The following is a 13,368-nucleotide window of genomic DNA, read 5'->3' as shown; positions in this document are numbered from 1 at the left end:
AGACAACCGCTTAGGTTTTCTCAGTCTGTCATTACGATCGCCGGCGACGACGGCGACCTGAATTTTCCTCGTCTCCGCCACCGGTGTTGAACGACGGCGCAGGCAGCGTGACGACCTGACCGAGTTCCGGGAACGGGTCTGTCTTGTGCGGAATCGCATTGGCGGCGACGAAGTGATCCTGAAACTTTGGCTCGATGGCGGTTTCAACCTTGGTGATCTCGCGCACAACGCGTTCGATCTCGGCCCGCGATCCGATGTTGCACAGCGCGATCCGCGCCCCGGTGCCTGCGGCGTTCCCGGCGCTAGAAACACGGTCGAGCGGCGCGTCGGGAATCATTCCCAGAACCATCGCGTGTTTGGTCGAGATATGCGCGCCGAACGCGCCAGCCAGAACCACGCGATCGACCTTGTCGACTTCCATTTCGTCCATCAGCAGGCGCGCACCGGCGTAGAGCGCGGATTTTGCCAGCTGGATGGCACGGATGTCGCCTTGCGTCACCGTGATCCGGGGCCCGCCGTCGGCGCTGGCATCGTGGATCAGGTAGGAATGGGTGCGCCCTTCGGGTACGCAGCGTTCGGTGCCGGTTTGGGCTGCCGATCCGATCAGGCCGCTTTCGTCGAGCAATCCCGCGATGCGCATCTCCGCCACCGCTTCGATGATGCCCGAACCGCAGATGCCAGTGATGCCGGTTGTCGCGACGTCCAGATCGAAACCCTCTTCGTTGGACCATTTGTCGGACCCGATGATGCGGAACCGGGGCTCTTTGGTGACCGGGTCGATCTCAATTCGTTCAATGGCACCGGGCGCGGCGCGTTGACCCGAACTGATCTGGGCGCCCTCAAACGCCGGACCAGTAGGCGACGAGCATGCAAGCACTCGGTGCGTGTTGCCCAAAAGGATCTCGGCATTGGTGCCGACATCGACGATCAGAACCAGATCGTCTGACTTGCCGGGCTCTTCGGACAAGGCAACCGCGGCGCAATCCGCCCCCACATGACCGGCGATACAGGGCAGGATATAGACCTGCGCACGTGGGTTCATAGTGGTCAGGTCCATGTCGCGCGCGGGCAGGGACATGCTTTCCGATGTCGCCAGCGCAAACGGAGCCTGCCCCAGCTCGACCGGGTCCAGACCCAGCAGCAGGTGATGCATCACCGGATTGCAGACAAACACGGTTTCCACGATCAGCGAGGCATCAATTCCGGCCTCATCCGCGATCGAGGTTGTCAGGTCGTTGATCGCCTCGCGCACGGCTTTGGTCATCTCGGCGTCTCCGCCGGGGTTCATCATTGCGTAAGAGACACGACTCATCAGGTCTTCGCCAAAGCGGATCTGCGGGTTCATCAGGCCCGAAGACGCTTTGACTTCACCGGTTTCAAGATCGGTCAGGTGGGCCGCGATGGTGGTTGAACCGAGGTCGATGGCCAAACCATAGAGACCGCCTTCATGCAGGCCGGGCCAAATCTCGACGATCTTTGAAACCTCATCCTTGTGGCCTTTGTGAACGGCGACCGTAACCTCCCACTTGCCCTTGCGAAGGACGGGTTGCAGCTTGGACATCAGGGACAGATCGGCGGTGATCGCGTCAATCTTCCACTGTTCGCGCAAGGCGCGTTCCAGCCGTTCCAGATCGCCAGTGGGCGAATGCATGTCAGGTTCTTCGACGACCACGAAATACAGACGCGTTGCCGGGTCCATGGTGATCGCGCGCGCAGCGGCGGCCTTGCGGACGACCTGCCGGTGCACCTGACTTTCAGGTGGGACGTCGATGACCACATCGCCCTGCACCGACGCCTGACAGCCCAGACGCCGACCCGGTTTCAGCCCGCGCTTGTCGTCATAGCGCTGTTCAACCGCGTTCCATTCGCTCAGCGCGTCCTCAGACACCGTCACGCCGTGCTTGGGAAACTCGCCATAGCTGGGCGTGATCTGGCACTTTGAGCAAATCCCGCGCCCACCGCAAACCGAATCCAGATCGACGCCCAACTGCCGGGCGGCGGTCAGTATCGGAGTGCCGACCGGAAAATGGCCGCGTTTGCCGGACGGGGTAAAGACGACAAGAGGGTCGGTGGTCATTGAGGCCTGCCTTTTTGTGTTCGCGCGTGTTGCGCGCAAGATATGGCTTTGCGCAGAAAGGGAAAGGGCTGTCAGCGGCACGATTTGCACAGCTTGCGTCGTTTTCCGGCGCGGCATCCGCGCACGGAGGACAACAACTTGGCGGCTGGGGCTTTTCCTCGGGGCAATTCCATGCAATAGGGTCACCGCCAAACGGGCTTTTGCATGGGGTAGTCAGATGCAGATTCGTGAGGCACTCACCTTTGACGACGTTCTTCTTGTTCCAGGCGCATCTTCGGTGCTGCCTGCAACGGCGGATACGACCACGCGTGTAACGCGGGCCATCAGCATGAATATCCCCTTGCTCAGCTCGGCGATGGACACGGTGACCGAGGCCCGGATGGCCATCGCCATGGCGCAAGCCGGTGGCATCGGCGTCGTACACAAGAATCTTTCGGTAGAAGAGCAGTCGCGCGAAGTGCGTCGCGTCAAACGGTTCGAATCGGGCATCGTTTACAATCCGGTTACGTTGCGCGCCAATCAGACGCTGGCTGATGCGAAGGCCTTGGTCGAGCGCTACAATTTCACTGGGTTTCCGGTGGTTGACGACATCGGTCGCGTGGTCGGCATCGTGACCAACCGCGATATGCGCTTTGCCACGTCGGACGATACGCCGATCATGGCGATGATGACTTCGGACAATCTGGCGATGCTACAGGAGCCCGCTGATCTGGAGGAGGCCAAAAGCCTGATGCGCGCGCGCCGGATCGAAAAGCTGCTGGTCGTCGATGGTGAAGGCAAGCTGACCGGCCTGCTGACGCTGAAGGACACCGAGCAGGCCGTTCTGAACCCCACCGCCTGCAAGGATCATCTTGGCCGCCTGCGCGTGGCGGCGGCAACTTCGGTTGGGGATGCGGGTTTTGAACGGTCCGAGCAACTGGTGGATTCCGGCGTCGACATCATCGTCGTCGATACCGCACACGGCCACTCGCAAGGCGTGCTGGACGCCGTGAAGCGGGTCAAATCTTTGTCGAACGAGGTTCAGATCATCGCTGGTAACGTGGCGACCGGTGACGCAGCACGTGCGCTGGTTGATGCCGGTGCCGACGCAATCAAGGTCGGAATCGGGCCGGGCTCGATCTGCACCACGCGGATGGTTGCGGGCGTCGGGGTGCCTCAATTGACGGCGATCATGGATTGTGCGGCAGCGGCCGGAGACGTTCCGGTCATCGCGGATGGCGGTATCAAATTCTCGGGCGATTTTGCCAAGGCGATTGCCGCAGGGGCGTCTTGTGCGATGGTCGGATCGATGATCGCGGGCACCGATGAAAGCCCGGGCGAGGTGATCCTGTATCAGGGCCGTTCGTTCAAATCTTATCGCGGTATGGGTAGTCTTGGAGCGATGGCGCGCGGATCGGCAGACCGATATTTCCAGAAGGACGCAGCCAGTGACAAGCTGGTGCCCGAAGGGATCGAAGGGCAGGTGCCCTACAAAGGTTCGGCCAGCGCGGTGATTCACCAACTGGTTGGCGGTCTACGCGCAGCCATGGGCTATACCGGATGTGCTACAGTCGACGAAATGCGCCGCAACTGCAACTTCGTGAAAATCACCGGTGCCGGGCTGAAGGAAAGCCACGTGCATGACGTCCAGATCACCCGAGAAAGCCCGAACTACCGGGTCATGTGATCGATCGAAAAACAGGCGGGTCCGGTCGATTGATTGGACCGCCCTTTGGGACCGGATAGCAATATGACACCCGCCGCGCGCGTTCAGGCTTCGATCGACATTCTGGACGAGATTTTGGCAGGCGTGCCGGTCGAGAAGGCTCTGACCGGTTGGGCAAGGCGCAGCCGGTTTGCAGGGTCCAAAGACCGCGCGGCGATCCGGGATCATGTGTTCGACGCCTTGCGGTGTCGCCTCTCCTTCGCGGCTTTGGGCGGGGCGGATACCGGGCGCGGACTGATGATCGGCGCGCAACGTTCGGCAGGTGCTGATCCTGCCGAGTTGTTTACCGGAGATCGTCATGCACCGAATGTGCTGCGCGCCGACGAAACCCCGCGCGAATTTAGGTCCGAAGCCGAGCAGCTGGACATTCCCGACTGGCTCTGGCCCGAATTCCAATCCTCGCTGGGCGCAGAAGCCCAAGCCGCAGCGAACGCGCTGCGGTCGCGCGCGCCGGTTCATATACGCGTCAACCTTAGCAAGGCGGATCGGGCGCAGGCCATTCGGTCATTGGAACAGGATGGGGTTAAGGCGCACGCACATCCGGCCTGCGATACGGCGTTGGAAGTCACCGAAGGCGCGCGACGGGTGGCGCAAAGTGAGGCATATCGCACTGGCATCGTAGAGCTGCAGGACGCCGCAAGTCAGGCGGTTGTGGCAGCGGTGCCTCTGCGATCCGGCATGCGCGTGTTGGATTATTGTTCAGGGGGTGGTGGCAAGGCTTTGGCTCTGGCAGCACGGGCCGAGAATATTGAGGTCTTTGCCCATGACGCCAACCCCGCCAGAATGCGTGACCTGCCCGCACGGGCGGAACGCGCCGGGGCTCGGATCGAAGTTGTCACGACAGATCGGCTGACATCACTTGCTGCTTTTGACGTGGTTCTGACAGATGTTCCGTGTTCAGGCAGCGGATCATGGCGGCGCGCGCCCGCTGGGAAATGGGCGTTGACCCGCGACAAATTGGCCGACCTTGGGCGGACCCAGTTGCAGATTCTTCTCGACGCTGCGCCTTTGGTTACTGCCAACGGCCTTCTGGCATACGCGACATGTTCAATGCTGAACGTCGAAAATGACGCGATTGTTGATGCTTTTCTGTCCGAAAACCCCGATTGGCGGTCGAAGTGGCGTAAGCAATGGCTGGTATCGCAGGGGACTGACGGGTTTTATTCGGCTCATCTGGCGAAAGAAAAATAGGCGCCACAACCTAAAATAGAAAAACACTCTTGTTAGGTTAATAGGTCGTTAACTAATAATGCTCATGACTGGGCAAAAAAGACCTTAATCCGAGCAATTTATGTCTGAAACTTTTGAATTTCCGTTTGAACCGTCACGCCCCGGGCGGACTGGATGGCAACGTATTGCGGTTCTTGCGGTTGTCGCGGCGTTTCTGTGCCTTCTGCCGGTTTTCAACATGGTCCCTGCCGGTTGGAATTCCGGGATCTTAGCGGTGGGCCTAAGCTTTTTTGCAGTTTTTGTCGTCTTCAGCCTGTTCTCAGTGATCAGCGGTTTGTCCGAACGCCGGATACACCAAGCTTTGTCCGCGCTTGCCGAACAGGAAGCCGACGCCTGCTTCGTTGCCAATTCCTTGGGTGAAATCTTTGTATCAAACGAGAACGCCCGAACGCGGTTTCGCGCCGGGCAGGGCACACGGCTGGATCGTTGCCTTCGAACTCATTTTGCCAACCCGCCTGCGATATTACTACGCTTGCAATCACAGGCCCAGGGGCAGGGTGGCGCGCGGGACGACGTTGTCACCCGGGGCCGGGTGATCCCCTTCAGTGTTACCGCCCTTGAAGGCGATCTGTTTTTCTGGCGCATCGGTCCCGAGATCGAACCCCGTTGGAAATCGGTTTCTGTGCCGGTGCTGTCTTTGGGTCGAAACGATATCGTTCTGGATATCAATGACGCAGCCGAGCAGTTGTTGGGGCAGCGTCCGGCGAAGCTGACCGACGTGATATCGCAGGATGTGCACCGCGAAGGTCGCATAGTGCCCGTGCATACACGCAACGGCTCGCGCCCGTCGGTGGCTTCGACGTTGCAGCGCAGCGGCGCCGAACGTGATCTTGTCATTTTGCCATTGGATGGCTGCGCGGGCTCGCATATCGGTGGATCGACCGAAGATCTGCCGGTTCCGATCATGTGCCTTTCCCCGAAGGGCCGAGTTCTGGAAATGAATTCCTTGGCGGCAAGGCTGGTGGGCGAGGACCTGTCCGGCAGAACGGATATAGCAGATATTATGCACGGTCTTGGTCAGCCGATCGAAGATTGGCTTGCGCAAACGGCCGAACAGAACCTGCCGCCGCAGTCAGAGTTTCTGCGTCTGTCCCGCAAGGATCAGGAGGTCTTTGTACAAGTGACCCTTTCGAGGCTTGTCAGCGATGATCAAGTCGTGCTTGTAGCAGTTCTGAACGACGCGACCGAGTTGAAAACGTTGGAAGCTCAGTTCGTGCAGGGACAAAAGATGCAGGCCGTGGGGCAGTTGGCGGGCGGTGTGGCGCATGATTTCAACAATCTGCTGACGGCAATTTCTGGTCATTGCGACCTGCTGCTGCTGCGACACGACCAAAACGACCCTAACTATGGGGATCTGGTGCAGATCAACCAGAACGCCAACCGCGCGGCTGCCCTTGTCAGTCAGTTGCTGGCCTTCTCGCGCAAGCAAAACCTGCGCCCCGAGGTGCTTGATTTGCGCGACACGATTTCCGATCTGATCCACCTTCTGAATCGTCTCGTTGGCGAAAAGGTCCAGCTTAATCTCAGCCACGATCCGGTGCTGAAACCTGTACGAGCCGACAAACGACAGCTTGAACAGGTCTTGATGAACCTTGTCGTCAACGCCCGTGACGCGATGCCCGAGGGTGGGGAAATCAGGATCGAGACCGAAGTTCTGGTTCTGGATCAGCCGATCACGCGCGATCGCGCGACGGTTCAGCCTGGAGAGTATGTGACCGTCAAAGTGATCGACAGCGGCCTCGGCATCGCTGCTGACAAGCTGCAGAAGGTGTTCGAACCGTTCTATACAACAAAGCGGACCGGCGAAGGGACCGGTCTGGGCCTGTCCACCGTCTATGGTATCGTGAAACAGACCGGCGGGTTCATTTTCGTCGACAGTATTCAGGGCCACGGAACTGAATTTTCGGTTTACCTGCCGGTCTGTGCGCAGTCCAATTCCCCGGCCCCCGAACCTTCTGAGATGCCGCCCGAGCAGGGCCCGCGTCAGGGTGAGGGCGTTGTACTGCTGGTCGAAGACGAAGCGCCTGTTCGCGCCTTCGCCACCAGGGCGCTGCGGTTAAAGGGTTACACGGTCCTCGAAGCGGATTCAGCCGAAGAGGCATTGCGATTGCTTGAGGATGAAAACCTGACCGTTGACGTCTTTGTCACAGATGTTGTCATGCCCGGCATGGATGGCCCGACCTGGGTGCGCAAGGCATTGCTGACGCGCCCTGATGTGAGGGTGATTTTCATGTCCGGTTACACTGAAGGGGCTTTTGGAGATTCAGGGCCGCAGTTCCCGAACTCCGCGTTTCTGCCAAAGCCGTTCTCACTGACGCAATTGACCGAGGCTGTGTTTCAACAACTCAGCTGAGGTGCTATTTCGCCGCCTCATGCAATTCGAACTCGTCCGCGTGCGCGGCCAGATATTTTTGACGAACAGTATCGCTTAGATCCAGGGAACGTTCGGGCGAGACGTTCAGGCGTGGAAGGCTGATCGAACAGTTCAGCCGGTCCTGCAGGAACGCGAGTATCTGGTCTTGGTTTTCGTAACGAAATAGATACGTCGCCGCCTTGCCGTTGCTGCGGGGCTGAAAAAACTCGACCTGACTGCCGATATCCGCAAAAGCGGGGCGGGGCGATGACAGATAGGCCAGAACAAAGTCGTCAAAACTCAGGTCGTGTGTTGCGTTCGCATGGCCGAGCAGTTCTGGGCGGCTGCGATACCGGTACCAGCTACCCAGCCAGTCGACCGGTTCGCGCACAACACCCATGATCTCCATCTCGGTGTTGAACATCTTGCGGAACATGTTCTGAAAGAACCGATCAAAGCGGCGAACTGTTGCGTGTTTCAACTCGGGAGGGTTGGCAATCACCAGATCCGCACGATCGCGAAGCGCGGCCTGATACGCTGTGCTGCCGGTTTTGGGAACCGAAAGAAACGCAAGGCGCTCTTCATAAAAAACAAGCATTTAGTCCTGAACCTGCGGCTATTTCTGGAATTCAGATTGTCGTAAACGACTCTTTAACACAATTGAAGAACTGTAAGTTCTGTAAGTTTTTGTTGAAATGTTCTCTTTTTGGTCCCATAAGGAACAAGAGGCGAACAAAGCAGCGATTGCCGCCCGTTCAAGGGTGTGACAAAAGGGAAGGCGACAGGACAATGGCGGATCTTCTGACGATGAGCGACAAGAAAAACGCAGACAAGCAAAAGGCGCTCGACAGCGCGCTGGCACAAATCGAACGGCAGTTCGGCAAAGGCTCGATCATGAAGCTGGGCGAGGATGCCAAGCAGGACATCGATGCAAGCTCGACCGGTTCGCTGGGGCTGGACATTGCGCTGGGAATCGGCGGTTTGCCGATGGGGCGGATTGTCGAGATCTACGGTCCTGAAAGCTCAGGTAAGACCACGCTGACGCTGCATTGTATTGCTGAACAGCAAAAGCGCGGCGGTGTCTGTGCGTTCGTGGACGCAGAACATGCACTGGATCCGCAATATGCCCGTAAACTTGGCGTCGATCTGGACGAGTTGCTGATTTCGCAGCCCGATACCGGCGAACAGGCGCTTGAGATTACCGATACGCTGGTTCGCTCGGGGGCGGTGAATATGGTCGTGGTCGACTCGGTTGCGGCACTGACGCCGAAATCCGAGCTTGAAGGCGACATGGGCGACAGCAATGTGGGCGTACAGGCCCGTCTGATGAGCCAGGCGATGCGCAAGCTGACAGGATCAATCAGCCGCTCGAACTGCATGGTGATCTTCATCAACCAGATTCGGATGAAGATCGGCGTCATGTTCGGCAGCCCCGAAACCACCACCGGTGGTAATGCACTTAAATTCTACAGCTCGGTCCGTCTGGACATCCGCCGCATCGGTGCGATCAAGGACCGGGACGAGGTTGTTGGCAACCAGACCCGCGTGAAGGTGGTCAAGAACAAGGTGGCGCCGCCGTTCAAGCAGGTGGAATTCGACATCATGTATGGCGAAGGCATTTCCAAAATGGGTGAGCTGCTGGATCTGGGCGTCAAGGCCGGTGTGGTCGAGAAATCGGGCTCGTGGTTCAGCTATGGCGACGAGCGGATCGGGCAAGGTCGTGAGAATGCCAAGCAATATCTGCGCGACAACAGTCGTGCCGCGCTGGAGATCGAGGATAAGATCCGCGCCGCCCATGGGTTGGACTTTGAAATGCCGCCCGAAGCGGAAGAGGACGACATCCTCGAAGCTTAACGCACGCTGACGGGAACAGCAGAAATCCCCCGGCACCCCGAAGGTGCTGAGAATACCTGGAACAGGGCGGTCTCTTGGGACCGCCTTGTTTCGTCTCAGACCGGCCAATGCTGTGGACACTCCCCGGGGGTGCGGCTAAACCTTTGCTGACCACAACGACTGCGCGCCGAGAGAGCCTTATGCCCACGCTGAACGACATCCGATCGACATTTCTGAACTACTTTGCCAAGCAGGGGCACGAAGTGGTTGCGTCCAGCCCTTTGGTCCCGCGCAATGACCCGACATTGATGTTCGTCAACTCGGGCATGGTGCAGTTCAAGAACCTGTTCACCGGTGTCGAAACGCGCGACTATCAGCGCGCTACGACGGCTCAGAAATGCGTACGCGCAGGCGGCAAGCACAACGATCTGGACAATGTCGGTTACACCGCGCGTCATCATACCTTCTTTGAAATGCTGGGAAATTTCTCGTTCGGTGACTACTTCAAGCCCGAGGCGATCCCGTTTGCATGGGAATTGATCACCAAGGAATTCGGCATCGATAAGAACCGGTTGCTGACGACCGTCTACCACACCGATGACGAAGCGTTCGAGATCTGGAAAAAGGTCGGGGTTCCCGAAGACCGGATCATCCGCATCGCAACCCACGACAACTTTTGGCAGATGGGCCCGACCGGCCCCTGCGGTCCCTGTACCGAGATTTTCTATGATCATGGTGATCACATCTGGGGCGGCCCTCCGGGATCTGCCGAAGAGGACGGGGATCGGTTTATCGAGATCTGGAACATCGTTTTCATGCAAAACGAACAGTTCGAAGACGGCTCGATGGTGGAACTCGACATGCAGTCGATCGACACGGGCATGGGGCTGGAGCGGATCGGCGCGCTTCTGCAAGGTAGCCACGACAATTACGACACCGATCTGTTTAAGACGTTGATCGAGGCGTCGGCCGACGCAACTGGTGTCGACCCCTATGGGGATCAGAATGTCCATCATAGGGTCATTGCCGACCATTTGCGCTCGACATCGTTTCTGATTGCGGATGGGGTGATGCCGTCCAATGACGGTCGCGGCTATGTGCTGCGGAGGATTATGCGCCGGGCCATGCGCCACGCGCATCTGCTGGGTGCGAAAGATCCGGTCATGCATCGGTTGGTGCCCACATTGGTACAACTGATGGGCGCGCAGTACACCGAATTGGGTCAGGCGCAGGCCCTGATCGAAGAAACTCTGCTGTTGGAAGAGACCCGCTTCAAGCAAACACTCGATCGTGGCCTGAAGCTGTTGGATGACGAAGTCTCGGACCTGCCTGACGGCGCAGCTCTGCCGGGCGATGCCGCATTCAAACTCTATGACACATACGGATTTCCCCTTGATCTGACACAGGATGCCCTGCGCGAGAAGGGCCGGACCGTGGATACCGACGGGTTCGACGCGGCAATGGCCGAGCAAAAGGCAAAGGCGCGTGCCGCATGGGCGGGTTCTGGCGAGTCCGCAGACTTGGCTGTCTGGTTTGACGTTCTGGATACGGCCGGTGCGACCGATTTCCTGGGATATGACACCGAAAAGGCCGAGGGCCAGGTTTTGGCGCTGGTGGTTGATGGTGCTCTGGTCGACAAGATCGACGCCGGGGGCAGCGGCTGGGCTGTTACGAACCAGACGCCGTTCTACGGCGAAGCGGGTGGTCAGGTTGGTGATACCGGCGAAATCCGGCGCCTCGAGAATATGCAGGACGTCGCGCAGGTCGATGACACGCGCAAGTTTGCCGAGGGCAAAGTCTATGCACATCGTGTCATCGTCAGTCAGGGCACATTGTCCAAAGGCGATGCGGTCGAGCTTGCAGTAGATCACGCCCGCCGAACGTCCATACGCGCAAATCACTCGGCAACCCATCTGTTGCACGAAGCCCTGCGTGAAACGTTGGGCGATCACGTCGCGCAGCGCGGATCGTTGAACGCTGCCGACCGGCTTCGGTTTGATTTCAGTCATTCGAAAGGTTTGACACCGGACGAGATCCAGACAGTTGAACGTCAGGTCAACGACTTCATCCGCCAGAACTCGAGCGTTGAGACTCGCATCATGACACCCGATGATGCACGCGAACTGGGTGCGCAGGCATTGTTTGGCGAGAAATACGGCGACGAAGTGCGCGTTGTTTCGATGGGTAAGGCACCGACCGGCAAGGGTCAGGATGGTGAAACCTGGTCGATCGAACTGTGTGGCGGAACCCACGTCCGCCAAACCGGCGACATCGGGACCTTTGTTGTTCTGGGCGACAGCGCCAGCAGCGCTGGCGTCCGCCGGATCGAAGCCCTGACTGGCGACGAAGCGTTCCGCTATCTGTCGGCGCAGGATCATCGCTTGGCGCAGGTTGCCACTGAGCTGAAGGCGCAGCCGGAAACCGTGGTCGACCGGGTCAGATCCCTGTTGGATGAGCGGAAAGCGCTCCAGAACGAAGTCGCGCAACTACGTCGGGACCTTGCGATGGCCGGAGGCGCCGGGCAGGGCGGCGGCGGCGAGGCAAGGGATGTCAATGGCGTCGCTTTTTTGGCTCAGGCGCTGTCTGGCGTTTCGGGCAAGGACTTGCCTGCGCTGATCGACGAACACAAAAGCCGCATCGGCTCGGGCGCGGTGCTTTTGATCGCGGATACAGGTGGCAAGGCGGCTGTTGCAGCAGGGGTGACCGACGATCTGACGGGCCAGGTTTCGGCCGTCGATCTGGTCCGCGCCGCTGTTTCAGAACTGGGTGGCAAGGGCGGCGGCGGTCGACCCGATATGGCGCAGGGCGGTGGCCGGGATGCTTCGAACGCTGAGGCCGCAATAAAAGCCGCAGAGCAGGTTTTGGGAGGATAAGATGGCAGCACTCTGGATCGCGCATGTTTCGGTGACCGATGCCGAAGCATATGGAAAATACGCCGAGTTGGCCGGCCCGGCGATTGCCGCACATGGCGGCAAGTTTATCGCCCGCGCAGCGCGGTATGTTCAGCTTGAAGGCAAGGAACGGCCGCGCAATGTGGTTGCGCGGTTTCCATCTGTCGAGGCGGCGGTCGAGTGCTACAACTCGGCAGAATATCAGGCGGCTTTGGACCACGCTCGGGGTGCCAGCGAGCGGGAATTGGTCGTGGTCGAAATCACCGAATAAGAATCACTTCCGCACGTTACGTAGGGTCATGGCGCTTGGGATGACGAGGCGCCCCGGTCAAGTCTTGGTTCGTGGGCGAACTGAGTGAGCGTTTCAAAAAGCAGTTTATTTACAAATGGTTACCCTCTAGCAGGCCACGCTTTTGCCCTTTACGCAATGGCAATTGTGTTCTGCGTTGCCACTTTGTTGCACGGAAATGGCCACCAAAAGTGACGAAATTCCGCCGTTTTTCCCCATCACTTTGACCTGAGATTGCGTATTGGCCCGGGTTTACGGATAGTTTCCAAAAACCGGTTATGGTCCTGAGTACGCCAATCTCTGGGATGTCACAGGATCGAGGGACAGGCATGAAAACCGTTGCGAACACACTGAACGCTTTGTCAAAGCGCGCTGTATCACTCCGCTGGCGTACCGTCGTGGCATCTGCCGTGCTGGGCAGTTCGCTTCTGTTCGGTTCTACAGCGTCAGCCACCGGGTCAGCCTTTATCGCTGGCGTCTCCGCCTCGCCGCCGCCCTCGGGCGCAGCACAGCTATGCCGCCAGTATTCCTGGGCCTGCGCTCATAAGGCGTCCGTGTCGCTGTCCAGCAGTCAGGAATTGCGACTGGTCAAACAGATCAATAATAGGGTCAATCGGTCCACACGCGAAGTCACAGATCAGTTGCAATACAAAACGCGAGAGTTCTGGGCATTGCCAACCTCGATGGGGGGCGACTGCGAAGACTTCGCCCTTTTGAAGAAACGCGATTTGATTCAGGCCGGTATCGATCCGCGCAAATTGTTGCTGGCCACGGTTTTGGACAATCGCAAGAACCCACACGCCGTTTTGGTTTATCGTTCCAGCCAGGGCGATCTTGTTCTTGATAACCTCACGAATCGCATCAAACCTTGGAATGCGACCCGCTACCTGTTCCTTCGGATGCAAGACCCCAAGCAGCCTCGGAACTGGGTAGGCGTATACGGTCGCAGCTGATTTTTTCCAGAGAACAATCGGCCAGATGCGCCAATGA

9 protein-coding genes are annotated in these 13,368 nt (G+C 58.7%); 7 read left to right on the top strand and 2 right to left on the bottom strand.

Annotated elements, in window-relative coordinates; translation table 11 throughout:
* Positions 1-31: 31 nt before the first annotated feature.
* Complete coding sequence (locus ACR0JA_RS03255) at positions 32-2,077, bottom strand: ASKHA domain-containing protein (protein ID WP_480569911.1); 2,046 nt, start codon at positions 2,075-2,077, stop codon at positions 32-34.
* 217 nt (positions 2,078-2,294) lie between these two features.
* Between ACR0JA_RS03255 and guaB the strand changes: the two genes are divergently transcribed.
* The 3 genes from guaB to ACR0JA_RS03240 all read left to right on the top strand — a co-directional run bounded on the left by guaB (position 2,295) and on the right by ACR0JA_RS03240 (position 7,365).
* Positions 2,295-3,743 (top strand): IMP dehydrogenase, encoded by a 1,449-nt coding sequence (guaB, locus tag ACR0JA_RS03250; protein ID WP_480569909.1) that lies wholly within the window; start codon positions 2,295-2,297, stop codon positions 3,741-3,743.
* 63 nt (positions 3,744-3,806) lie between these two features.
* Entirely contained in the window at positions 3,807-4,973 is a 1,167-nt protein-coding gene (locus ACR0JA_RS03245; RefSeq protein WP_480569906.1) for an RsmB/NOP family class I SAM-dependent RNA methyltransferase, read from the top strand.
* A 100-nt stretch (positions 4,974-5,073) separates the two neighbouring features.
* A complete protein-coding gene (locus tag ACR0JA_RS03240; RefSeq protein ID WP_480569903.1) occupies positions 5,074-7,365 on the top strand; it encodes a hybrid sensor histidine kinase/response regulator in 2,292 nt (763 codons plus the stop codon).
* Between the two features lie 4 nt (positions 7,366-7,369).
* Here ACR0JA_RS03240 and ACR0JA_RS03235 read toward each other — a convergent pair whose 3' ends face one another.
* Positions 7,370-7,963 (bottom strand): gamma-glutamyl kinase, encoded by a 594-nt coding sequence (locus ACR0JA_RS03235; protein WP_480569901.1) that lies wholly within the window; start codon positions 7,961-7,963, stop codon positions 7,370-7,372.
* A 191-nt stretch (positions 7,964-8,154) separates the two neighbouring features.
* Here ACR0JA_RS03235 and recA point away from each other — a divergent pair, with 191 nt between their 5' ends.
* The 4 genes from recA (at position 8,155) to ACR0JA_RS03215 (ending at position 13,331) form a co-directional block, all read left to right on the top strand.
* Positions 8,155-9,219 carry a recombinase RecA gene (gene recA / locus ACR0JA_RS03230; protein WP_480569898.1) on the top strand — a complete coding sequence of 355 codons (1,065 nt, stop codon included), beginning with the start codon at positions 8,155-8,157 and terminating at the stop codon, positions 9,217-9,219.
* 179 nt (positions 9,220-9,398) lie between these two features.
* Entirely contained in the window at positions 9,399-12,071 is a 2,673-nt protein-coding gene (gene alaS, locus ACR0JA_RS03225; protein WP_480569895.1) for an alanine--tRNA ligase, read from the top strand.
* A 1-nt stretch (position 12,072) separates the two neighbouring features.
* Positions 12,073-12,360 (top strand): DUF1330 domain-containing protein, encoded by a 288-nt coding sequence (locus ACR0JA_RS03220; protein WP_480569892.1) that lies wholly within the window; start codon positions 12,073-12,075, stop codon positions 12,358-12,360.
* Between the two features lie 347 nt (positions 12,361-12,707).
* Positions 12,708-13,331: a transglutaminase-like cysteine peptidase gene (locus tag ACR0JA_RS03215; protein ID WP_480569889.1), complete on the top strand. Its 624-nt coding sequence runs from the start codon at positions 12,708-12,710 to the stop codon at positions 13,329-13,331.
* Positions 13,332-13,368 lie beyond the last annotated feature (37 nt).

It is taken from the genome of Ruegeria sp. AM4 (assembly GCF_056540665.1).
This window is presented reverse-complemented; position numbering and strand designations above follow the sequence as displayed.

Coding starts and splice junctions, on each gene's coding strand:
- ACR0JA_RS03255 (WP_480569911.1), bottom strand. CDS start 2,077: ATGACCACCGACCCTCTTGTCGTCTTTACCCCGTCCGGCAAACGCGGC.
- guaB (WP_480569909.1), top strand. CDS start 2,295: ATGCAGATTCGTGAGGCACTCACCTTTGACGACGTTCTTCTTGTTCCA.
- ACR0JA_RS03245 (WP_480569906.1), top strand. CDS start 3,807: ATGACACCCGCCGCGCGCGTTCAGGCTTCGATCGACATTCTGGACGAG.
- ACR0JA_RS03240 (WP_480569903.1), top strand. CDS start 5,074: ATGTCTGAAACTTTTGAATTTCCGTTTGAACCGTCACGCCCCGGGCGG.
- ACR0JA_RS03235 (WP_480569901.1), bottom strand. CDS start 7,963: ATGCTTGTTTTTTATGAAGAGCGCCTTGCGTTTCTTTCGGTTCCCAAA.
- recA (WP_480569898.1), top strand. CDS start 8,155: ATGGCGGATCTTCTGACGATGAGCGACAAGAAAAACGCAGACAAGCAA.
- alaS (WP_480569895.1), top strand. CDS start 9,399: ATGCCCACGCTGAACGACATCCGATCGACATTTCTGAACTACTTTGCC.
- ACR0JA_RS03220 (WP_480569892.1), top strand. CDS start 12,073: ATGGCAGCACTCTGGATCGCGCATGTTTCGGTGACCGATGCCGAAGCA.
- ACR0JA_RS03215 (WP_480569889.1), top strand. CDS start 12,708: ATGAAAACCGTTGCGAACACACTGAACGCTTTGTCAAAGCGCGCTGTA.